Annotated in this window: 22 protein-coding genes; 8 read left to right on the forward strand and 14 right to left on the reverse strand. The window is 41.4% G+C overall.

The window, feature by feature from the left end:
* Positions 1–36 precede the first annotated feature (36 nt).
* Both B4A24_RS20220 and B4A24_RS20225 read right to left on the reverse strand, forming a co-directional pair.
* Complete coding sequence (locus B4A24_RS20220; RefSeq protein WP_293946776.1) at positions 37–1,413, reverse strand: HAMP domain-containing sensor histidine kinase; 1,377 nt, start codon at positions 1,411–1,413, stop codon at positions 37–39.
* Positions 1,413–2,093: a response regulator transcription factor gene (locus B4A24_RS20225; RefSeq protein ID WP_293946777.1), complete on the reverse strand. Its 681-nt coding sequence runs from the start codon at positions 2,091–2,093 to the stop codon at positions 1,413–1,415. Before B4A24_RS20225 ends, B4A24_RS20220 begins: the two co-directional genes overlap by 1 nt.
* Before the next feature lie 224 nt (positions 2,094–2,317).
* Here B4A24_RS20225 and B4A24_RS20230 point away from each other — a divergent pair, with 224 nt between their 5' ends.
* Complete coding sequence (locus tag B4A24_RS20230; RefSeq protein WP_293946778.1) at positions 2,318–2,842, forward strand: DinB family protein; 525 nt, start codon at positions 2,318–2,320, stop codon at positions 2,840–2,842.
* Between the two features lie 66 nt (positions 2,843–2,908).
* On the opposite strand, the gene B4A24_RS20235 is transcribed toward B4A24_RS20230, so the two are convergent.
* Together B4A24_RS20235 and B4A24_RS20240 are read right to left on the reverse strand one after the other, a co-directional pair.
* Positions 2,909–3,658 (reverse strand): hypothetical protein, encoded by a 750-nt coding sequence (locus tag B4A24_RS20235; protein WP_293946779.1) that lies wholly within the window; start codon positions 3,656–3,658, stop codon positions 2,909–2,911.
* 233 nt (positions 3,659–3,891) lie between these two features.
* Positions 3,892–4,383, reverse strand: a complete 492-nt coding sequence (locus B4A24_RS20240) for a GNAT family N-acetyltransferase (protein ID WP_293946780.1) — start codon at positions 4,381–4,383, stop codon at positions 3,892–3,894.
* 213 nt (positions 4,384–4,596) lie between these two features.
* On the opposite strand from B4A24_RS20240, the gene B4A24_RS20245 reads away from it, so the two are divergent.
* The gene (locus tag B4A24_RS20245) at positions 4,597–5,046 is read left to right on the forward strand and encodes a VOC family protein (RefSeq protein ID WP_293946781.1); all 450 of its coding nucleotides are present in this window, start codon (positions 4,597–4,599) and stop codon (positions 5,044–5,046) included.
* A gap of 78 nt (positions 5,047–5,124) precedes the next feature.
* Here the strand turns inward: B4A24_RS20245 and B4A24_RS20250 are convergent, their stop codons facing one another.
* A complete protein-coding gene (locus B4A24_RS20250; RefSeq protein WP_293946782.1) occupies positions 5,125–5,487 on the reverse strand; it encodes a DUF4180 domain-containing protein in 363 nt (120 codons plus the stop codon).
* 38 nt (positions 5,488–5,525) lie between these two features.
* Positions 5,526–6,311, reverse strand: a complete 786-nt coding sequence (locus B4A24_RS20255; RefSeq protein WP_293946783.1) for a class I SAM-dependent methyltransferase — start codon at positions 6,309–6,311, stop codon at positions 5,526–5,528.
* 154 nt (positions 6,312–6,465) lie between these two features.
* Here B4A24_RS20255 and B4A24_RS20260 point away from each other — a divergent pair, with 154 nt between their 5' ends.
* Positions 6,466–7,299, forward strand: a complete 834-nt coding sequence (locus B4A24_RS20260) for a hypothetical protein (protein WP_293946784.1) — start codon at positions 6,466–6,468, stop codon at positions 7,297–7,299.
* 57 nt (positions 7,300–7,356) lie between these two features.
* On the opposite strand, the gene B4A24_RS20265 is transcribed toward B4A24_RS20260, so the two are convergent.
* From B4A24_RS20265 to B4A24_RS20275, 3 genes are read right to left on the reverse strand one after another with little or no spacing between them, the layout of a single operon-like run.
* On the reverse strand, positions 7,357–8,451 hold the full coding sequence (locus tag B4A24_RS20265) for an efflux RND transporter periplasmic adaptor subunit (protein ID WP_293946785.1): 1,095 nt from the start codon (positions 8,449–8,451) through the stop codon (positions 7,357–7,359).
* Entirely contained in the window at positions 8,448–11,738 is a 3,291-nt protein-coding gene (locus B4A24_RS20270) for an efflux RND transporter permease subunit (RefSeq protein ID WP_293946786.1), read from the reverse strand. Before B4A24_RS20270 ends, B4A24_RS20265 begins: the two co-directional genes overlap by 4 nt.
* Before the next feature lie 10 nt (positions 11,739–11,748).
* Entirely contained in the window at positions 11,749–13,137 is a 1,389-nt protein-coding gene (locus B4A24_RS20275) for a TolC family protein (RefSeq protein ID WP_293946787.1), read from the reverse strand.
* A 171-nt stretch (positions 13,138–13,308) separates the two neighbouring features.
* On the opposite strand from B4A24_RS20275, the gene B4A24_RS20280 reads away from it, so the two are divergent.
* The gene (locus B4A24_RS20280) at positions 13,309–14,319 is read left to right on the forward strand and encodes a sensor histidine kinase (protein ID WP_293946788.1); all 1,011 of its coding nucleotides are present in this window, start codon (positions 13,309–13,311) and stop codon (positions 14,317–14,319) included.
* Positions 14,320–14,321: 2 nt separating this feature from the next.
* Entirely contained in the window at positions 14,322–15,017 is a 696-nt protein-coding gene (locus B4A24_RS20285; RefSeq protein ID WP_293946789.1) for a LytR/AlgR family response regulator transcription factor, read from the forward strand.
* 2 nt (positions 15,018–15,019) lie between these two features.
* On the opposite strand, the gene B4A24_RS20290 is transcribed toward B4A24_RS20285, so the two are convergent.
* Positions 15,020–15,490, reverse strand: a complete 471-nt coding sequence (locus B4A24_RS20290; protein WP_312399252.1) for an OsmC family protein — start codon at positions 15,488–15,490, stop codon at positions 15,020–15,022.
* Between the two features lie 202 nt (positions 15,491–15,692).
* Here B4A24_RS20290 and B4A24_RS20295 point away from each other — a divergent pair, with 202 nt between their 5' ends.
* Positions 15,693–16,304, forward strand: a complete 612-nt coding sequence (locus B4A24_RS20295; RefSeq protein ID WP_293946791.1) for a Crp/Fnr family transcriptional regulator — start codon at positions 15,693–15,695, stop codon at positions 16,302–16,304.
* Between the two features lie 5 nt (positions 16,305–16,309).
* Here B4A24_RS20295 and B4A24_RS20300 read toward each other — a convergent pair whose 3' ends face one another.
* The gene (locus B4A24_RS20300) at positions 16,310–17,206 is read right to left on the reverse strand and encodes a LysR family transcriptional regulator (RefSeq protein ID WP_293946792.1); all 897 of its coding nucleotides are present in this window, start codon (positions 17,204–17,206) and stop codon (positions 16,310–16,312) included.
* A 97-nt stretch (positions 17,207–17,303) separates the two neighbouring features.
* Between B4A24_RS20300 and B4A24_RS20305 the strand changes: the two genes are divergently transcribed.
* Both B4A24_RS20305 and B4A24_RS20310 read left to right on the forward strand, forming a co-directional pair.
* Positions 17,304–17,915: an NAD(P)H-dependent oxidoreductase gene (locus tag B4A24_RS20305; protein ID WP_108632828.1), complete on the forward strand. Its 612-nt coding sequence runs from the start codon at positions 17,304–17,306 to the stop codon at positions 17,913–17,915.
* A complete protein-coding gene (locus B4A24_RS20310) occupies positions 17,912–18,202 on the forward strand; it encodes a putative quinol monooxygenase (protein ID WP_172392768.1) in 291 nt (96 codons plus the stop codon). Before B4A24_RS20305 ends, B4A24_RS20310 begins: the two co-directional genes overlap by 4 nt.
* Positions 18,203–18,321: 119 nt before the next feature.
* On the opposite strand, the gene B4A24_RS20315 is transcribed toward B4A24_RS20310, so the two are convergent.
* The 3 genes from B4A24_RS20315 to B4A24_RS20325 all read right to left on the reverse strand — a co-directional run bounded on the left by B4A24_RS20315 (position 18,322) and on the right by B4A24_RS20325 (position 20,292).
* On the reverse strand, positions 18,322–18,639 hold the full coding sequence (locus B4A24_RS20315; RefSeq protein WP_293946793.1) for a hypothetical protein: 318 nt from the start codon (positions 18,637–18,639) through the stop codon (positions 18,322–18,324).
* A gap of 170 nt (positions 18,640–18,809) precedes the next feature.
* Positions 18,810–19,541, reverse strand: a complete 732-nt coding sequence (locus B4A24_RS20320) for a glutamine amidotransferase-related protein (RefSeq protein WP_293946794.1) — start codon at positions 19,539–19,541, stop codon at positions 18,810–18,812.
* A 10-nt stretch (positions 19,542–19,551) separates the two neighbouring features.
* A complete protein-coding gene (locus B4A24_RS20325; RefSeq protein WP_293946795.1) occupies positions 19,552–20,292 on the reverse strand; it encodes a YggS family pyridoxal phosphate-dependent enzyme in 741 nt (246 codons plus the stop codon).
* Positions 20,293–20,299: the final 7 nt, after the last annotated feature.

Consider the following 20,299-nt stretch of genomic DNA (forward strand, 5'->3'; position numbering starts at 1 on the left):
CCGTTAGAGCGGCTTTAGAAAAATATTAGAATTTTATTAGAATGCTGCTGAATGGGGGAGGTTGATCCGGAAGACGCTGCCGATATCTTTTGTTGAGCGCACTAGGATTTCCCCTTGATGCAGTAGGATAATCTTTTGGGTCAGTGAGAGCCCGATCCCGTTCCCTTCGCTGTGCGCCTTGTTGTTGCCCCGATAGAAAGGGGTGAATATACGTTCAAGATCATTGGCCTCGATGCCTATGCCATCATCTTTAAACTCCAGCTGTATTGACATTCTTTCAGATTTGACCGCTATGGAACATTTATGGTTGTCGGAAAACTTGCAAGCATTCTCAATTAAATTCATAAAGGCAACCCGGAGTAGGTATTCATTACCGATAATAGAAATCATCTGTTCATCTTCTAAAGCCGGATCAATAAAAATATCTAGCTTATACGTGGAATTAGCCTGCAATACCTGCTGGCAGGCGTCAAGCAGCAGTTCATCCACACGTAAGGTCCTGAATGAGATCTCTGAGCTATCGTAACTCGCCTTGGCAAAATCCAATAAGCTGTTAAACAGTTTTTTGAGTTTTTGGGCGTCGTTTAAGATGTTATCAATGATAATTTTATATTCGGCTGTACTGCGGTCTTTATTCGTAGAAATTTCAAGTTCGGCAATCATTGCGGCCAGGGGGGTACGCAGTTCATGTGAGATATTGGAGACAAAGTGCTTTTGCGCGTCAAAAGAGCTTTCAAGGCGATTCAGCATATCGTTAAAGGTATTGGCCAGCTCGGATAGTTCATCTTTGTTTCCGGGGCTCTCAAGTCGTGCATCCAGGCTGTTGGCGGATATGTTTTTGACTTTCCGGGTCATTTCCTGAACGGGACGGAATACTTTTTTTGAAAAATATATTCCGGCGGCATAGCTTAAAAAAACCGCAAAAATAAAAACAATAACGATGGTGGATAACAAGTTTTGAAGTTTGTTATACCCATATTGATCATAAGCGGCAGCGGTGATGATAAAATTTATATTGTTGTAGGCATAGGTAATGCCGATCACCTGCCATTTGTCCTGATAAAAGCCAATTTCTTTTTTTTGAACGATATCCTGCAACATGACAGGGGTCTCTTTGACAAAATCAATGTCTACAGCGTCATGATATAATAGCTTAAAACTGGTGTCATAGATCGCTACTTCAACCTCATTGAGGATTTTTCGGTTGTTGTGGTAAATATCTTCCAGTGTTTTTTTATCAACCTTGGCATTTAAAAATAGATTTGCTTTGGTATAGGCTTCTTTTTTTAGAAGGGCATAAAATTCTTTTTCGCGATTCTCTACGGCCGAAAAATAGACTGTGCATGCAAATATCGTCAGGATGGCTGCTGTGACAACGGTAAACAATATGGTAATTCGCGTTCTGATCTGCATTAGTCCTGTTTTAATATAAAGCCCATTCCGGATTTGGTGTGGATATACTTTTTATCAAAATCCTTATCTATTTTTTTTCGGAGGTAATTGATATAGACATCAATAAAATTGGTGCCTGTATCAAAATGGGTGTCCCAAACTTTTTCGGCAATCTCCATCCTTGATAATACACGTTCGGGGTGCAGCAACAGGTAGTGCAGCAATTTGAATTCTTTGGGTGTCAAACTGATTTCGACGTTGTTGCGCCTGACATTTTTGGTATGCAGATTCATTTCCAGATCCGCATAGCGCAATAAGGCTCCTGTGGCACGGTCCTGTTTCTGATAGCGTTTGAGCAGTACCCGTATTCGCGCCAATAGTTCACGCATTTCAAATGGTTTGACCAGATAATCATCCGCGCCGGCATCGAAGCCTTCGATTTTATCATCGGTAGTACCAAGTGCCGTAAGCATAATGATGGGCAGGTCAGGTTTGCTATGGCGGATCTCTTTACAGAGATCGAGACCGTCCATCTTGGGTAATACGATATCGGTTATGATGAGGTCGAAATCGTGTTGCAGAGCCATTTTCTTTCCTGAAATGCCGTCATAGGCGATATCGGTCTGAAATTCATTCTCATCCAGCCCGCGTTTTATTAGTCCCGCGACACGGACATCATCTTCGATTAAAAGAATTTTCATACAACAGCGAAAGATTATTTGTTAATACTCTAACCACAATATTGACGTCGACCAAAGATATGGACTATCGGGACAAAGTTATCAAATTAACCTTGGTTTCGTTATTTAACGCCTGCTCTTTTTACCTATGTTCATATTCTTGCCATACGGCAAGTGTATCGTGTTATAAATCAGTTAACTTTGATGAATAACCCAGGTGCATAGCACCTATAGATCAATAAGCGATGGATAAACCAAAATCAACAAAATTGGAAGTCATTATTCCTGCGTATCGGATGCACAGTCAGAGTTTTATTAATATGCTGGATGGCATTTCGGAGGAGCATGCTCGTCAGCGTGTCAACGGGCAGACCAACCACATCGTGTGGATGGCCGGTAACTTTGTCAATGTACGTTATGGAATAGCACAGGTCTTGGGACTTCAGGAGGAAGATCCCTACCACAACTTATTTTTTATGGGTAAAACATTGGATGAACAGTTTAATTACCCAAGTTTAAAAGAACTAAAAGATAGTTACTATGCCATTTCTCCAAAAGTTTATCAGCGTCTGCTGGAAGTAGACGATGCGGAATTGGCGGAGATTTTTAAAATCGACATGAACATCCCTTTTGTCGAGGAGAATAAGCTCAATTTTATCGGAATGTGCATTGGGAGGCAGGATTATCTTTGTGGCCAAATGGCACTGATGCGGCGTATACTCAATTATCCAAGTATGAAATACGATGTGGACGAAAGCATGACCTATTAGGAGGACGAAGTCTAAAATCCAGTCTTCGGAAAGCTCTTGCTGTTCTGAAGACTGGATGAATGCATGTTACTCACTGCCTTTTATCGTCAATATGATTCCGGAGTATTTCTCACGATCGTTACCGATGTAGAGTAGATCTACACTTTTTTTGTTCGGTTCTTTCAACTGATCAGAAAACAATTTGTAATTCATCTTTTCTATTTTTTCTTCCCAATCTGAATCTGATTGCGGTTTGATGGAGCTGATCTTGTCCATGTCAAAAAGAGCAGAGGCTGTTTCGAGCTTTTTAGAACGTTGTATGAATAAGGTATCACCAACGATTTTGTTGATTTTTATCCAACCTGCTGGTAACCCATCAATGTTATCCCCATTGCTATTTGTGAAGAATTCGGCGCCATAACGTTGGCCTTCTTTTAGCTGTTGTAGATTATTGAACAGTTTTTCAGTTTCGTTTTCACGTTGTTGATTGCCTATTTTATTTTTGATTCCATATATAATCGACCCAATTACTAAGACCAATGCGATAATAAAGAAACCTTTCCACAACTGAAAGTAGGGGATAGGATAATCTTTTTTAAAGACCTTGATTTCAGCCTTTAGTTCGTCCGAATAATTACGGGCGTGGATGAGTTTTCCGTGTTCATCGTATAAGCGCGATAATTTAACAAAGCCACCACCAAAAGGTAAGCCGATAAATTTACGTGCAGGTGTGATAATTTGTAATGTAAAATTTTTTGGTACGCTTTCGTTTTTTAGCGTTGTTGTGATTGTTTTCTCTGCTAGTACAAAGTCGTAAATAGTGTAAATGAATAACATATTTTTGTGATTTTAAACCAAAGAATCGGAAGATGAAGCTTCTTATCTATTAGAGCCCCTTTTGAACAAGAAGGCGGAACAAATTTAAGAGAAATAAATAAAAAAGTCGAAAAGAAGGCAAATTATAGCATTAGATTTGGGCTTAAATCCTTGTAGATTCGAACAGATAGGGGAATGAGCGCATGGAAAACATAATGAAGTAGGATCAAATTTGACAAAGCGATCAAAGTAAACTATGTTCGTTTTAAGATTAGTTTTTCTGTTGAAATATCGTCCTCTACACCAATGAAGAAGCTTTGAAATCCAAATTTTGTCAGTAATTGCTTTGACGCAATATTAGCTGGATCTATAATGCCTACAACATCCTTATTGGCGTCGATATCTTGAGCCATTGCCAGCATGGATTCACATATTTTTGTGCCGAGACCTTTGCGCCAAAATTGCTTTTTGAGCAAATAACCGATTTCAAAAACTGTCGGATCTTTTTTATAATTGACCAATTTACAGTCTCCTAAAAATAATTGGCTCGCCGAATCGATGACCTTAAAATAACCTAATAATGGATCTGCATTGATATCGAGAATGGAGGTGAATTTTTTTTTGGCCTGTTCGGGTGTTAATCCCTTGCCTGAAATATATTTCATGATCACATCGTCTTTGACAAGTTCTTTAAACAGTGTGAAATCTTCAGGCATATATTTTTTAAATTCTAGCGTGTTGTGCATGGCAAAAGTGTCTTCTACACAAGATAAGGTTGTTTTTTTATTAAATCAAACTGTTTGGATTCACATCATCATTTTTCTGTCTAATTTGTGATTGCCCGGATTAGACTATCGAAATTTGAGTTACCTTGTCGTTGCGTAATAAATGCAGAAATTTATTTCCAACAAATTTTGGAAAGATTGATACGAACAGAGACACATTTAACTCGTGAAACAATGACGATAGCAGGATTATATGAAACCCATATACAGGTACGGAACCTGGAGGAATCTGTCAATTTTTATACGAAAGTCTTAGGCTTGCGGATTGCCCATCGTGATCCAAACCGGCCTATTGTCTTTTTGTGGGTCGGGACGGATAAAGAATATATGTTGGGACTTTGGCAGGAGGATACAAATTTTCAGCCACGGCATTTTGCTTTTAGAACAAGTAAAGAGGATATTTTAAATTATGCTATTGACTATCTCAAGGAGCGGGATTTACAGCCTTATAATTTTCTGAAGGATGGTCTAGAAAAGCCAATGGTATTCGCTTGGATGCCTGCATTAGCAATTTATTTTAACGATCCCGACGGAAACCAGTTGGAATTTATTGCCATATTGGAAGGCGAGGGGAGGCCAGAATTGGGGGTAATGTCCTATGAAGATTGGTTGCAGCAGTCATAAAAAGTAAGCGGCTATTTACTAGACGCTTACTTTCTATTGAACCTCTAAGTGCTGTCTTGAATGGATCAAAATTCGCAGTTAACCTTTTGATAATCTGGTAATGGCTTCTTCCCGTGAGGGAACAAAGTTGATCTTACGACCCTTATTACTTTCATAAATGAAATCATTTAAACTTTTGCTGTTATAGCTGGAAAAATCACCAACAATAGCAATGTCAAAATCGTACTGGGTATACTTTTGAAGGATATCCCCAGCCAGCCTAGTTTTGAGTTCGAAAAAATCAGCTGAAATATTTTCTTGGTACAAGATCGCTTTGTATGCTTCTTGTGCGCCGCAGTCTACCATGATCTGTAGGCCATCATCGAGATTGTTGATGAGTATGCCTGAGTCCTTGACTTCAGCGATATTTTGATCGTTTACTTGAAAAACGTCGATTTGCATAGTTGTATTATTTCATATTAGTGATGACCATATCCGGCCTATACTTTACCTCTGGCATCATTCATCTTGAGCGTCATAGACAAGGCTTCTGTTTCGATCCAGCTGTTGTATTCTTCGATTGCTTTTAGACGCAGCTGATCTGTAAGATATCCTTCTATCACCATTTGTCGAGACTGGGCGACCTTGATCCAAATCCCTAAATTGGTTTGAAAGTGGTCCTCGCCCCTTGTATAGGTCTGATCAGCATTGATGGTCTCTATCCCTGTAAATCCCTGTTGCTCGAGCATGGCTGAGATTTCATCTGCCACACGATTGTTCATACCCGCGTCGGCACGCCATTTCAGAAAAGTTTGATAAAATTCCAGCATACTGGATGGCGGTGCGGGATTCCATTCGATCGCAGTATGGTTATAATCCAAAATCGAAAGTTGTCCCCCTGGTTTTAACCAGGATCTGAACCGTTTTAATGCTTCAGGAATATCACTTAACCATTGCACTGTTCTTGCTGTCATAATTAGGTCAAACTGATGCGGTGGTTCATAGCTGAATATATTTTCGCAAACGAGGCTGAGATTAGCAGTATCAGCATAGCGTTGACTCCCACTATCAATAAAAGATTGGGTGTTGTCTAAGCCAATGGCCGTGCCCTCTTTAATAAGTGACGCTGCTTCATTTGTGAGTGTTCCTGTACCGCAGCCTACATCTAGAATATTCAATCCGGGTTTTAACAAAGGAAGGATAGTTCTGTAGTCATTTCCGAGTGTTCGTCTCTCAAATATTTTATTTGCCTGTTGATCTTTTCTGTCAATAAGTTTCTCTTTCATTTGATTGGTTTGGTATATCGTAAATATAGTTTTCTTTGGTGATAAAAAGAATTTATTCGAATCCATGTTTATCACGAATAATTTTTATATTAGAAGATAATGATTCCGAACCACTAGCTTACTGCTAACTATGCTAAAAAAACAATTTAATAATATGAAGAAAATAACCAAAGTCCTTATGCCAATTTGTTGCGCTTTTTTATTATCAGCATGCTCATCAAACTATCTGATGACTTTTAATGGCGGAAATTTAAAAAAGAGCGAAGAGAACGGAACTTTTTCATTCAATAATGACACGATACAGATTGATTATTCTTTTGCTGGTAAAGAGGGAAAAGTTTATATGAAAATAGAGAATAAACTGGATAAACCTGTTTTGTGGGACCTGAAAAGCTCCGCATTGGTTATCAATAATAAAGCATTTAGTTATGCTGCCGAAAGTGTCCCGATTAAGGGACAGATTGATGGATCAGTAACTGGTTTTAGAAATAAAGATTTCGGTACATTCAGTGAAGATTGGGTGCGTGGATATTTCAATGGAAGCATAGGTCTTCCTAAAGATATTGTGCTGATCCCGCCGCATGCTTATGTCGACGGCAGTTACTTTGATCTTCGAAATGATGTAAAAGAAATCACAACGTCATCAAAAAAAGAGAAGGTGTACATGTATGATATGAACGGAAAAAGCTATGCAGTAAAGTTGGCAAAATTTAAACAGGGCGAATCGCCATACAATCTGCGTAATTTCTTGAGTTATTCGGTACTTTCCGATGGTCAGGCAATTTCAAAAACCACCGAACAACAATTTTATGTGGAACAACTCTGGCAGACTGGGGCAGTATCGCTAAATAACATTATAGAGATATATACAAAGAGGAGTGACGTTATGGCTTACAAAGAAAAGAAGGGGCAAGATGCCTTGCTCGTGGGCGGGGTAGTGGCATTGACAGCTGCTGCTGTCGCTATTGATGATAAACAGGTCAATTAAAATGAGATAGTAATGCCTTGGCTGCATTAATAAATAAAGACAAAAGGCCTTTTGTCTTTATTTCACATCGGTACCATCGACGATCTCTTCGTCGGCTTTACTGAGGAGTCGCATAGTTGGACTAAGGTTGCCAAAGACTTCTACCTGACCGTCAATGCTACGCCCTTTTTGCACCGGAACACGGCTGGTTTTATTGTCTATAACGGCAATCACAAAACTACCTTCGCCGGAAGTAAAGACTGCTGTTTTGGGAACAACAAAAGTACTATCCTGGGAAGTTAAGGGTAGTTCGACTTCGGCGACCATGCCCGGGAGGAGTTTGTTGTTGGTATTTGTAATGTCAATTTCAACCCTTTCAGACCTAAATTTGCTGTCCAATGCGCCCGATTTACGTGCGATCTTACCCGAAAACTGTTGGCCCGGCAAGGACTTTACGGTAAATTGTAGCGGTTGATTCGCTGCCAGAAAGCCGGCATATTGTTCGGGTACGGCAACGGCCAGGCGGAGCTTGCTCTGCTGTTGGATCGTCATGATGGGCATCTCTGAACCTCTGCCCGCTGGTCCGACATACGCCCCCTGATTGACATTCCTTGTGGCAATAACGCCGTCAAACGGCGCGCGTATTTCGAGATAGTTCAACAAGTTCTGTACTTCCGCATAGGCCGATTTTGCGGCCTGAAATTGGGCAAAATCGGCGTTCTTTTTTGCTTCAGCGACCTCAAGATCCAGCCGGGCAACGGTACCTTCGACTTTACTGGTTTCAAATAATCTGTCGTAGGTGCTTTTGGTCGCCATGTAAATTGCTTCCTGTGACTTTAGCCTTGATTTTGCTGCCGACAACTGTGAGCTTAATTCCGGTGCTTCCAGAACAGCTAACAACTGTCCAGCCTGAACCCGACTGCCGATATCAACTTTTAAGGCCCGTACATAGCTGCTCACTTTGGCGTAAATTTCCACCTGCTGAAATCCGCTGATCTCGCCGGGTATTTGCATCTTGTTTGTTAGCTTCTGTTTGGACGGTACAAATGTTTCCATCGCCGGACTGGTTGTCTCTGCTACTTTTTTGCCATTTTCTTCAGCAGCGGACTGACATCCGGTTAAGTAGACGAGTAGGCCGGCTGCGGATAATATTTTTAAGAAATTCTGTTTCATGATAAAGGTTTTAATGCTGCAATATAATGTTTACTTTCTTCATCTTCGGGATCTAGCGAAATGGATTGGGTGCTGCTTTTCTCTTGTGCCCAGGCAAATATCAGCGGTAAAATCACCAGTACGGCAAACGTGGAGAAGAGTAAGCCTCCGATAACGGCACGCCCCAAAGGAGATACCTGTTCACCGCCTTCGCCATGGCCGATAGCCATGGGCAACATCCCGACAATCATGGCCAAACTGGTCATAATAATAGGACGCAGACGCAGTGAGGCTGCTTCGCGTGCGGCAGCCAAGGCGTTTTGATTGTGCTTGCGGATATGTTCGGCATTGGTGATCAGCAGCACCGCATTAGCGATGGATACACCAACAGACATAATAATACCCATATAAGACTGTAGGTTGAGCGTTGAACCGGTCAATAAAAGCATCAGCAGGGACCCAAGGACAACGGCTGGCACAGTGGTGAGGACGACCATGGAAACTTTAAATGACTGAAAGTTGGCCGAAAGCATCAGAAATATCACGATAATCGCTACAGCTAACCCAGCCTGTAAACTATCCATTGTTTCGCTCAGCACTTTTCCTAATCCGATTTGCTCCACCGAAAGACCGCGTGGAAGTTCGCCCAAAGCTTTAATACTACGTTGTACATCATTGGAGGCTGTTTTCAGATCCGTATGGTCGATATTGGCCGTGACAGAAATGTAAGGCATCGCACCTAAGTTGTCGTTTTCGCCATAAGTAAAGGAAGGTGTAATGGTCGCGATGTCACTCAGGATCGGCCGTGACGAATTTTTTAACAACGGAATTTCACCGATCTCTTTCTCGTCTTTCATTTTATCAATGGGAACCTGTACCTGCACATTATAAGAGAGTCCGGCTTTTTCATCAATCCAGGTATTTTTTTCTGTATAACGGGAAGAGGAGGTTGCAGCAATCAATGAGCGGGTCACCTCCGCGAGGTCAATACCAAGCTGTGCAGCACGTACCCGGTCAATATTGATGTCATAGGACGGGTATTTGATGGATTGTGCGAGTTGTACATCCCTGAAATACGGAATGGCCTTTAGTTCTTCAATTAATTTGCCTGCATATTTTTCATTATTCTTTTTGTTCTTACCCGCTATCCGTACCTCGATAGGTGTCGGCGAACCTTGGCTCAGGACTTTGTCGGTGAGTTCGATCGGTTCAAAAGAGACCTGCACATCAGGAAGAGCGGCTTTGAGACGTTTTCTGTATTCATCGCGGAAACTGTCCATATCGTGGTGATAATCTTTGAGGGCGATTTGAAAAACAGCTTCATGGGGACCTGCCATAAACAGGTAGATCGGTGATACGGAGAACTGCCCGGGGTGTTGACCAATATAAACAGACGAGATGCTAATATGTTCTTTACCGACCAGTTGTTCAAGTTCAGCTAATGCCCGTTTGGCCTTTTCTTCCGTACGTTCAATGCGGGTGCCTTCGACGGCGCGGAGGCGCATCTGAAATTGACTTGAGTTGACCTTTGGAAATACGTCCTGTCCAATCGTATTGAGCAAAACGAGTACCAAGCTTATGGCACCAACCAGATAGACGACGGTGATAATTTTCTTCTGTTTGAACAGTCGATCGATCATTTTCATAAACCGATTTCTGAATCGTTCAAACAGGCTAATTTTGCCATCGTTATTAAAATCTTCCCGTTCGACAAGGAGTTTCTTTTGGTTCAGGGTATCTTGTTCGGATTCAACTGAAAGACCTGTTTCGGCAAATTGAACCTCATCGGCATTCAGGCCTTTTGGATTTATTTTATGCGCACCGGTTTTGTGGTGATCTTTCATGAGCCAATTGGCCATGATCGGTACGAAAGTCTGTGACAACAGGAAGGAGATGATCATCGAAAATCCGATGGACAGGGCCAGCGGTAAGAATAAGGATCCGGGAATACCTGTCATTGTAAAAGCTGGAGCGAATACAGCGAGGATACACAATAAAATCAACAGCTTTGGCAGGGCAATTTCCTTACAGGCATCCCAGATTGCCAATGCTTTGGGCTTGCCCATATCCAGGTGCTGGTGTATATTCTCTATCGTAACCGTACTTTCGTCAACGAGGATACCGATTGCCAGTGCCAATCCGCTCAGGGACATCAGATTGATGGTCTGGCCAAATAGTTTCAGGAAGAGTACACCCGAAATAACCGAGATCGGAATCGTTAGGATAACGATTAACGCAGCTCTACGGTCACCTAAAAAGAGTAAAACCATTAAACCGGTGAGGATTGCACCAATAGCACCTTCGGTGATCAGACTTTTGACGGAGTTGATGACATAGACGGATTGGTCAAACTCATAGGATAACTTGACATCTTCGGGTAAGGTATTCTGTATTTTTGGAAGTGCAGCTTTCAAATTCTGGACTACTTCCCAGGTGGAAGCATCACCGGCTTTGGCAATACTGACGTAGACCGATCGTTTGCCATTGACGAGGGCATAACCTGCGGTAACATCGGCGCCGTCTTTCACCGTGGCAATATCGCCCAGATAGAGATTTTGAACACCGCCTTTAAAAAGCGGGATTTTCTCAAAATCTTTTACATCCCGAATGGTGTTATTGGTGGGCGTAATATAGTTTTTATCTTTTATACGGACATTACCGGCAGGTGCGGTCTGGTTGTTGAGTTTTAATGCTTCGACGACCTGATCGGGGGTCATGTTGTGACTGCGCATGAGGTCGGGATCCACATTGACCTCGATGGTACGGGGGCTCCCTCCAAATGGTGGTGGGGAAAGTAATCCCGGTATGGAGGTAAATGAAGCCCGAACATACACATTGGCCAGATCCTGCAGTTCGTTGTTGGAACGTTTATCGCTGCTAAGTACCAATTGACCAACAGGAAGTGAAGACGCGTCAAACCGGATAATAAAAGGCGGTTGTGACCCCGGTGGAAAGGAGGCCTGGATACGATTAGCCAATGCACTCAATTCGGCTGCCGCTTGGGCCATGTTGGTGTCTTCGTAGTAGGAGATCTTCATTAAGGTTAACCCCTGGATGTTTTTGGTCTCAATGGATTTGACGCCGTTGGCAAAAAGCAGGATATTGACGTAGTTTTTCGCAAAATAAGACTCCATCTGATCTGGAGAATAACCCCCAAAGGGGTGCGCAATATAAATAACAGGAAGGTTCATTTTGGGTAAAATGTCGACCTTGATCGTGCGTACTGCGCCTATTCCAAATACAATAAGTCCCATGACCAGTACAAGAATGGATATCGGCTTACGTAAGGCAAAACGTATTAAATTCATGCGGTGTTATTTATAGTTCTTTGTTGAAAATATCGAAATCCCCAGCTGCTGCGGCTTTCAGTAAAAGTGATTGCCAGAGGTTGATATGGACGATTTCGCGATCTGTTTCGGCTCGATTAAGTGTATATAGGGTTTGGGTGACATCCACAAGTGTCGCCAGACCGTTTTTGTACATGGCCATCTTTTGATTGTAGGCCTGTTGGGCCGCTGACACCTGTCTTGGTGCTTCGATATCGCTCTGCTGGGCTAACTTGATTTTAACATCAGCGGCATCGAGCTGTGCGACAAATTGCGCCGCAGTAGTTTGATATTCCTCCCGCAAGGCATCGTTGGTGTATCGCTGTGCACTGATTTTTTTGTTGATACGTGCGATCGAGGTGATATTCCAATTGATCCCTAAGCCCAAAAGATAGTTTTGTCGATTGGGGCGGATACCATCCCAGTAGTTTCTTGTAAAAGCTTGAAGGTCTGTGGTGTAATCGCTTTTGAAACCGGAACCCCTTGCCTGAAAAACTCCGAAAGCGGAGAGGGTTGGTAAAAATTCCTTGTTTGAAAGCTTCAGCTGTTGTTCGCCCACTTCAATCCGACTTTTGTAATATTGAAGTACCGGATTATTGTCTACCAAAGCCGGGTCAGTGCTCAGCAGCTGGGTGGGTGTTTTTGTTACCAGCGCAGTGTCAATCTGAAGATCTGTTGCGTTGATCCCCATCAGTACCGTTAATTTGTTGTTTTGCTCCTTCACATTCTCTCCGGCCTGATTTAAACTGATTTTCGCGCGGGACACTTCTGCCGAAGCCAAGGTTGAATCGACACCGGGCAAAATCCCGTTCTTGGCTTTGGTGGCCGCGATGTTAAAGAATACTAGAGCGCGGTCAAGGTTCTTCTGTTGATTTTTTTGAAGACGCTGGCTCGCCAGAAGATTCAGGTAGGCTGCGGCAATCTTGATCTTGTGTTGAAACTGTTCTTGTTGAAGATCAATTTCCAGACGTTTGCTGTCCGCTTTGCTCAATTCGATGCGCTCTTTCCTGCGGCCAAAGGTGTAGATATCCCAATTGATGTTGGCGAGATAGAGCGCTCCGAATGCGGAATTCCAGTTTTGTTCAGGAAGTGCCGCCCCCGAAGACGCAACCCCCAGTCCACCAAATCCATACAATGGACCGTTCTGTCCGTTGATGGTACCATAATCTTGTTGCGCTACAACGGTCAAATTGGGCCAGAAGTCACGTTTTACCTGTTCGTTGGTCTGTAGTGCTGATTGGAAATAATACGCTTTCGCCTTGATAATTCCATAATTTGCCAGACCTTGGTCCACAGCATCGCGAATGGTAAGCTTTTGGGCAAATAGGGTTGAGGTCGCAAGTGATACAGCCAATGACAACACTAAATTCAATTTCAGCATAGGTTATATATCATTTTATGGACACGAAGATAAGGAGCATGTCTGCTGTAAAGTCCGTTTAAAATGATCTATAGCGTTTAAAAGTGACCAATTTAATTCGTCATTTATTTTTCGGTGGTTATAAACTTAATACTTTTACTTTGTAACAGATTTTTAACAAAACAAGGGATTATGAGAAAGGTGCTGGAGAATAAGATCATACAGGAAATTACATTATTGATCTTTTCGTTTATCCTCTTTACGTTGAATGACTGGATCCTGATTTTAAGCTGGAAAGGTTTTTTAATGGGGGTGATCTATTTTCTGATCTTATACGTTCATGCGCAGGTGAATCGTTTTTTTCTGCTGCCGCTGCTGCTGAAAAAAAATAAGGCCGTACTGTATGCGCTGTCCTCCATCGCAATATTGCTGGTTTTTGCCCTCATTCTAAAAGAAATAACGGAAAATGTAATCTACAAAAATTGTTTTCTGTACAAAAATCTTGCTCAGAAAACATTCCATTACCAATTGGGGGTATTATTAGGGTCGTTAATCTGTATTTTGGGCAGTATCCAATTTATCGAATTCTATCGCTTCCAGCGATTGAAAACACGTAGAGAATTGCTTTCCAACCAGACGCAATTGTCCAATTTAAAAAAACAGCTGAACCCTCATTTTTTATTCAATACATTAAATACCATTTACGGCATCAGCCTCAAATTTCCTGAACGTACTTCTGAACTGATTATCAAGGTGTCTCAATTGCTGCGTTATCAAATGGAAAGTAGCGATAGGGAATTTGTGTCAATGGATGATGAGATTGACTTTATCTCGAGTTACATTGAATTGGAACGTGAACGCCTTGGATATCGTACGAAGATTGATTTTGATTACCAGCGGGAGGAGGGAGTCAACTACCAGATTGCGCCGATGCTACTGATTACGTTTGTTGAAAATGCCTTCAAGCATGGTACCTGTAGTATAGAAGATTGTTACGTAGCGATTTCCATCAAGATTGAAAAAGGGAACTTATATTTGCATGTACGAAATTCCGTTCCTGTCAAAAAACGCAATGTTTTTTCGGCAAAAATAGGTTTAGAAAATACGGTAGCGCGATTGAAATTGTTATATCCCAACCGGTATCAGTTAAATACGAACGCCAGTAAAGAGGAGTTTGAGGTGTCTTTAGTCATAAATCTTTAGCTATGGAGAAAAATCGCTGTATTGTGGTTGACGACGAACCAGCTGCACATTATGTATTGGTCAATTATATCGAAAGAAGCACTGATCTGGAATTGGCTGCCCAATGTTACAATGCATTTGAAGCATTGGAATATCTGCGAAATAATAGGGTCGACCTGATTTTTCTGGATATTGATATGCCCGAAATCACTGGCATGGAGTTTCTGAAAATGCTGGACAATCCTCCCAAAACGATATTGACCACTGCCTACTCGGAGTACGCACTGGAAAGCTATGATTATGGGGTTGTTGATTATTTATTGAAGCCGATATCTTTTCCCCGTTTTTTTAAGGCTGTACAACGTTTTCTTTCCTATACCAGTAGTCTGATTCCGCAAGAGGAGGAACCAAAGACAATTAGTATTCGCATGGATGGACGGTTGATTGAGGTGAAACTTGCGCAAATCGACTTTATTCAAAGTTTTGGTAATTATGTAAAAATTGTGACACCTGCCCAGACATACCTTACAGCCAGTACTACCCAACAGATTTTAAAACAAGTACCTGCTTCCAAATTTGTCCGTATCCATAAATCGTATATTGCCTCTATCAATAAGGTCAGTAAGTATGAGCATGGTATGGTGCAGATCAATGATACAAACCTACCGGTGGGAATTACTTTTAGAAGGGAATTACAAGAACGTCTCGGCAATAGATAAGTTTACACTTCAGATCGCACATGGGGCTGATGGAGTACCGGGAAATTCATTGAGTTTGCAATAAAGCAATATTCACTGGCCTTTTTGTGGAGTGCTATTGCTTTGTCGATCATTTCCGGTCGCTGTACACGGATCGAGGGGCTAAGTACGACCTCTTTAAAGAAGCCTTTGCCACTCTCTTCCTCGATCATTGTCCCTGTGGCATGATCGATATACGATTCCACAATAATATTGTTGACCGAACAGAAATGAAGATACCATAGCATATGGCAGGAAGATAACGAAGCAAGTAGTAGATCTTCAGGATTATGTTTGCTGGGATCACCCCGAAACGCTGGATCAGACGACCCTTGAATAACAACTTTGTCCCTTATACTAATGTTGTGGCTTCTCTCGTAGCTATTGTAATGATCCGTACCACTGCCCAAATTGCCTATCCATTCGACAGTAGCTTTATACTGATGTTCTTTCATCAAACAAGTTTTTAATTAGCGATGAAGTTATAAAATATCCTAAACATTTTCGTTGTAAAGTAAATTGCTGTCCCATTTTTTAGTATATCCTATTTAGGGATGTTTCTGTGATGTATGCACGGCTTGAGGACTTAAAGGAAGTCAATGGGCATGGCGTTCAACGAAACACTAAAACAATAGGTAGAAACTTTGGTTCAGATTTATGGATAAACTATATTTGTCGTATACCAATCAGTATTATCGTATGGATCAAAAGCTATTAGCGGAGAGTATCCTGAATCAGATTGATCTCAATGCGGAGGAGAGGGAGCGTTTCTTTTCTTTTGTTAAAGAAAAGAAAGTCAAGAAAAAACAATTTCTGTTGTTGGAGGGGGATATCAGTCGTTATGTGCTATTTGTCGTTTCGGGCTGTCTGCGCAGTTATTGTGTAGATGAAAATGGTTACCAGTATATTCAGCAATTTGCTCCCGAAGGCTGGTGGATAGGGGATATGTATAGCCTCGTAACAGGCCAGCCTGGGCATCTTGCCGTGGATGCCGTATTTGATTCTGAGATCGCAATGATCGCAAAGGCGGATCTGAATAAGCTGTACAAGGAAATCCCACAATTGAATATTTACTTCAGGGTACTTGCAGAGAACGCCTTGGTATATTATCAAAGCCGTGCGATGGAAAACCTTCGTTTGACTGCTAAGGAACGTTATGAACGATTTTGCACACGGTACCCCAGCTTGATCGCCTGCTTGCCGCAAAAGCAAGTGGCAGCTTATATTGGCGTGACTCCCGAATTCTTAAGCAAGATGCTGAATCAATAAGGAAGCTACCATTTTTCCTGTAACAATGTTTCCAATTGACTGATTTCCTCTTGGTACATTGTTTTCTTACGTGTTCCAAAATAAAGTGTGTTCTCAACAGGAGATTGACCTTCCCATACAAGTTTGATTTTGCCCGAAGCAATAGCCTCTGCACATAGAAAATCGGGAACAATGGAAAAGCCTTTATTATTGCTAAGACACCGTATAATGGAACTGATATTGGGCACAATGTAATTGGGGCTGAAATCTGGATGTTCGCCAAAATGCGTTGACCAGAAATTCCTGAGGTGATCCATATCTGCTGCGGTACTGTACCATAATTGTTTTTTTAAGAGCTGAGAAGCTTCCTTAATCTTACTGTCCTGCAATAAGGCTTCTACGTCAGCAGTATCTGTCTGGCAACCGGCAATCAATACGATGCGTTCTTTCGAAAAGGCCTCATAAATCAAATTCTGTTGATTGCCCTTTTGCGGTGTTATAATTAAGTCGAGCAGACCATTGTCCAGATCTTGTTGCATCTGCGGGTATTCGCCAAATTTAATGATCAGGTTAAAGGGGAGTTGCGCAATATGCTCCTCTAAGGTGTATTGGAAGGTTTCAAAGCACATCCCGATGCTTATGGTAATACGTTCATCGAGCGCCCGTTTGTGAAAGTGCTGTTCGCCTGTCTCAAGCTTCTTAAGCGGATCAATTATATAGTTGTATAAAATTTTACCTTTCTCGGTCGGCACCATTCTACGTGCTGAACGATCGAATAGTTTGTGCCCAGTAAAAGCTTCCAAAGAGTTGAGGTGTAAGCTTACACCAGGTTGCGAAATAAACAATTCTTGTGCTGCTGCAGACAGTGTACCGGTCTCATAGATCGCTTTAAAAGTGCGAAGCCATTCTAAGTTCCATTTCATAGCTATTATTTTAATGATACAAATATGCAATTTAAATTATTTGTATTATCTATAATAATGATAGAAATTTGTATTATCAATAAGAAAAATTATAGAAATGAATATATTTATTATCAATGGCGGACAGGAATTCGCACACTCAGGTGGTTCTTTTAATACCACAATTACGAATTGGACGGTACAAACTTTAGTTAAAAACGGATTTGAAACCCGTGTGACAAATGTAAATGATGCATTTGATCCAATGGTAGAAGCAGAAAATTTTAAATGGGCGGATATTATTGTGTATCATTTCCCTGTATGGTGGTTTCAGGTACCCAATCGTTTGAAGCTTTATATCGATGAAGTTTTTACGGCTGGACATAATAATGGAATTTATAGGAGTGATGGTCGTTCACGTAAGAATCCCGCAATCAATTATGGCACCGGTGGTCTAATGCATGGAAAAAAGTATTTTGTAACCTCGAGTTGGAATGCGCCAGATACGGCATTTACGATGGAAGGAGAGTTTTTTGACCAACATTCTGTCGATGAAGGTGTCCTGTTTGGTTTCCATAAGATGAATCAATTTGCGGGTCTGGAAAGTATTGGAAGCTTCCATTTCCATGATATGGAAAAAGGTGCGACACAAGAGCGCGTCGATAATTATGAAAAAGAGTATAAAGAATATCTGGAAGAAGTATTTTACTTTGAGAATCAATTATCATGAGGATTTATATAACCGCTATTTTAAAAGCAAATCCGGTGTATCGAGGCGAAGTTATGGCCGCATTGCAACATATGGTCGAAGAGAGCCGCAAAGAAGCTGCTTGTGTTCAATATGACCTACATCAGACGACAGAGGATGAGAACCAATTTATCTTTTATGAAATTTGGGAAAGCCGAGCGGGATTGGATCACCATAATCAGCAGCCTTATATTCTTGCATTTGGTGAAATGGCTGGGGAGAAGTTGCAAGAGGATCCTCAGATTTATTTAATGGAAAGAATAGCTTAATTTCATTTTGGCAGGAGCGTTAAAAATTTTGGCCTAAGCGAAGGGGTAACTATACATCGTTATATGAAAATTTGAGGAGATCATTCGTGTTAGCGTTGCAAACTACAAGATGCTTATTGTTATTTGTCGACACGAATGATTTTATTGGTTCCTTTTTCTACGCCGATCGTAAGCAAATCCCGTTGTTTTAAACTCTTTTGTAAAAGGTTTAATTCATCCTTTCGTTCAGCATTTTTGTTATCCAACCAAAAAGAAGCGGCCATCATACCGATCTGTATTCTGTAAACCGAATCTTGTTCAGGTACAACCTGTTCAATAATTTGGTTTTCGTACCAGATCAGATTTTCATCATTCTTTTTTACGGAACAGGAAAATAGCAAAAGACCTGTGATTAATAAAAGACTTCCGTACAAAAGATATTTAATTTTAAAATCCATCAGCGTTTTGTTTGATAACTAAATCTACAGTTTTTTTCTATACCTGACCGCTAAAATATACGATAAATCTGGTATTGGTTGTATTATTTTCAGCGGATCTTGGTATACAAGGTGGAGATAGCTTAGCGTTTATTCGCTGAACGATAAGTATTTTTACCACGGAATTCCATTTAAATGCTATTTTTTTTATGCCGATAAGCAGCCTCCAAGTGATCAAGAAATTGAAATAGCTTGCTGTTCATGTCGGCATAGTCATAGCCACGGATTTCATCTGGAGCCTGCACAAATCTATGCTGTTGGCTTTTGTGTAAAAGGTCTTTTTCGGAATGTATCAGTAGTTCGATAACTTCTGAATTAAGTTCCATATGGCATTGGAAGCCGTACACCAAATCGGTGTATTTTACGATCTGTCGCGGACAACCGGCACTGATCGCGAGTACCTGACTGGCTGGACTGAGCCCTGGCATATCATTATGCCAATGACCGACAGCCAGGAATTTACCAAAATGCTGTATTTTCCCATCCTGTAAACCATCTTCAGTCAATTGGATAGCGAAGACGCCTATTTCTTTTTCTGGACTCGGTTCGTATGTTGCCCCCATGGCTTGACCAATTAACTGTGCTCCGAGACAAACTCCAACAACGGCTTTACCAGCATGAATGCATTGTGTGATCAATGCAATTTCAGCAGAGGCATTGTAATAGGGATATGCTTGTTGAGGCGAATCTGGGCTCTGGGGCCCACCCATAATAACGAGTAAATCTATTGCAGTGCAGTCTAGCGGCAGTACATCATAGCGATATACCCTGGAGAAAGTTATTGTATGTTGTCGCTCGACTGCCCAATCCAAGTAAGCCCCCGGGGCCTCAAAATCTTCATGCTGAATAAAATGAACATGCATAAACTATATTTTAAATCAACTGTTTATTTTCATTCCAATAATAACTATCAGGAGTATTTCGCTGACCGAATATTGCAGTACCCACCCTTACAATAGTTGCGCCTTCAGCGATTGCGATATCCAAGTCACCGCTCATTCCCATGGATAGTTCATGCATGGCCACGTTTGGGATATCGAGTTCAATAATTTCTTGTTGAATCTGTTTGAGCAACTGGAAACACTTGCGTACTTGTTCAGCCTCGGTACTCAGGAGACCGATCGTCATCAGCCCTCTTATGCGCAAGGTGCTGAAAGTCGCAATCTGTCTGACAAGGTCAATGACCTGATCTGGGGCAGCACCATATTTACTTTTTTCGTAAGATGTGTTTACTTGAATGAGTATATCTAAGGATTTATTTTCAGAATTGAGTCTTTGATGTAGCTTTTGGGCCAAATCCAGTCGGTCCACAGATTGCACGCAGGAGATATTGTACTTAAGAATTTCTTTGATTTTATTGGTTTGTAGGTGTCCGATAAAATGACTGCAGTGAGGAATTTCCAGCAGATCTTCATATTTCTCCTTTAATTCCTGCACTTTGTTTTCGGCAAGTAAGGTCTGTCCAGCTTGTAAAGCGATTTTAATACGTTCCGCTGTTACGGTTTTTGTTGCGAGCAGTAATTTTACTTCCTGTGGATCCCGGCCGCTTATTTCGCAGGCCTTTTCAATACGCCGCAGTATCGCATTTATATTGTCGATAATAGTCGCGTTCATTCTTTGG

It is taken from the genome of Sphingobacterium sp. UBA7249 (genome assembly GCF_002472835.1).
GTDB lineage: Bacteria > Bacteroidota > Bacteroidia > Sphingobacteriales > Sphingobacteriaceae > Sphingobacterium > Sphingobacterium prati.

Excerpts from the sequence above, each read along its gene's own strand:
- B4A24_RS20220 (WP_293946776.1), bottom strand. The coding sequence starts at position 1,413 with ATGCAGATCAGAACGCGAATTACCATATTGTTTACCGTTGTCACAGCA.
- B4A24_RS20225 (WP_293946777.1), bottom strand. The coding sequence starts at position 2,093 with ATGAAAATTCTTTTAATCGAAGATGATGTCCGTGTCGCGGGACTAATA.
- B4A24_RS20230 (WP_293946778.1), top strand. The coding sequence starts at position 2,318 with ATGGATAAACCAAAATCAACAAAATTGGAAGTCATTATTCCTGCGTAT.
- B4A24_RS20235 (WP_293946779.1), bottom strand. The coding sequence starts at position 3,658 with ATGTTATTCATTTACACTATTTACGACTTTGTACTAGCAGAGAAAACA.
- B4A24_RS20240 (WP_293946780.1), bottom strand. The coding sequence starts at position 4,383 with ATGCACAACACGCTAGAATTTAAAAAATATATGCCTGAAGATTTCACA.
- B4A24_RS20245 (WP_293946781.1), top strand. The coding sequence starts at position 4,597 with ATGACGATAGCAGGATTATATGAAACCCATATACAGGTACGGAACCTG.
- B4A24_RS20250 (WP_293946782.1), bottom strand. The coding sequence starts at position 5,487 with ATGCAAATCGACGTTTTTCAAGTAAACGATCAAAATATCGCTGAAGTC.
- B4A24_RS20255 (WP_293946783.1), bottom strand. The coding sequence starts at position 6,311 with ATGAAAGAGAAACTTATTGACAGAAAAGATCAACAGGCAAATAAAATA.
- B4A24_RS20260 (WP_293946784.1), top strand. The coding sequence starts at position 6,466 with ATGAAGAAAATAACCAAAGTCCTTATGCCAATTTGTTGCGCTTTTTTA.
- B4A24_RS20265 (WP_293946785.1), bottom strand. The coding sequence starts at position 8,451 with ATGAAACAGAATTTCTTAAAAATATTATCCGCAGCCGGCCTACTCGTC.
- B4A24_RS20270 (WP_293946786.1), bottom strand. The coding sequence starts at position 11,738 with ATGAATTTAATACGTTTTGCCTTACGTAAGCCGATATCCATTCTTGTA.
- B4A24_RS20275 (WP_293946787.1), bottom strand. The coding sequence starts at position 13,137 with ATGCTGAAATTGAATTTAGTGTTGTCATTGGCTGTATCACTTGCGACC.
- B4A24_RS20280 (WP_293946788.1), top strand. The coding sequence starts at position 13,309 with ATGAGAAAGGTGCTGGAGAATAAGATCATACAGGAAATTACATTATTG.
- B4A24_RS20285 (WP_293946789.1), top strand. The coding sequence starts at position 14,322 with ATGGAGAAAAATCGCTGTATTGTGGTTGACGACGAACCAGCTGCACAT.
- B4A24_RS20290 (WP_312399252.1), bottom strand. The coding sequence starts at position 15,490 with ATGAAAGAACATCAGTATAAAGCTACTGTCGAATGGATAGGCAATTTG.
- B4A24_RS20295 (WP_293946791.1), top strand. The coding sequence starts at position 15,693 with ATGGATAAACTATATTTGTCGTATACCAATCAGTATTATCGTATGGAT.
- B4A24_RS20300 (WP_293946792.1), bottom strand. The coding sequence starts at position 17,206 with ATGAAATGGAACTTAGAATGGCTTCGCACTTTTAAAGCGATCTATGAG.
- B4A24_RS20305 (WP_108632828.1), top strand. The coding sequence starts at position 17,304 with ATGAATATATTTATTATCAATGGCGGACAGGAATTCGCACACTCAGGT.
- B4A24_RS20310 (WP_172392768.1), top strand. The coding sequence starts at position 17,912 with ATGAGGATTTATATAACCGCTATTTTAAAAGCAAATCCGGTGTATCGA.
- B4A24_RS20315 (WP_293946793.1), bottom strand. The coding sequence starts at position 18,639 with ATGGATTTTAAAATTAAATATCTTTTGTACGGAAGTCTTTTATTAATC.
- B4A24_RS20320 (WP_293946794.1), bottom strand. The coding sequence starts at position 19,541 with ATGCATGTTCATTTTATTCAGCATGAAGATTTTGAGGCCCCGGGGGCT.
- B4A24_RS20325 (WP_293946795.1), bottom strand. The coding sequence starts at position 20,292 with ATGAACGCGACTATTATCGACAATATAAATGCGATACTGCGGCGTATT.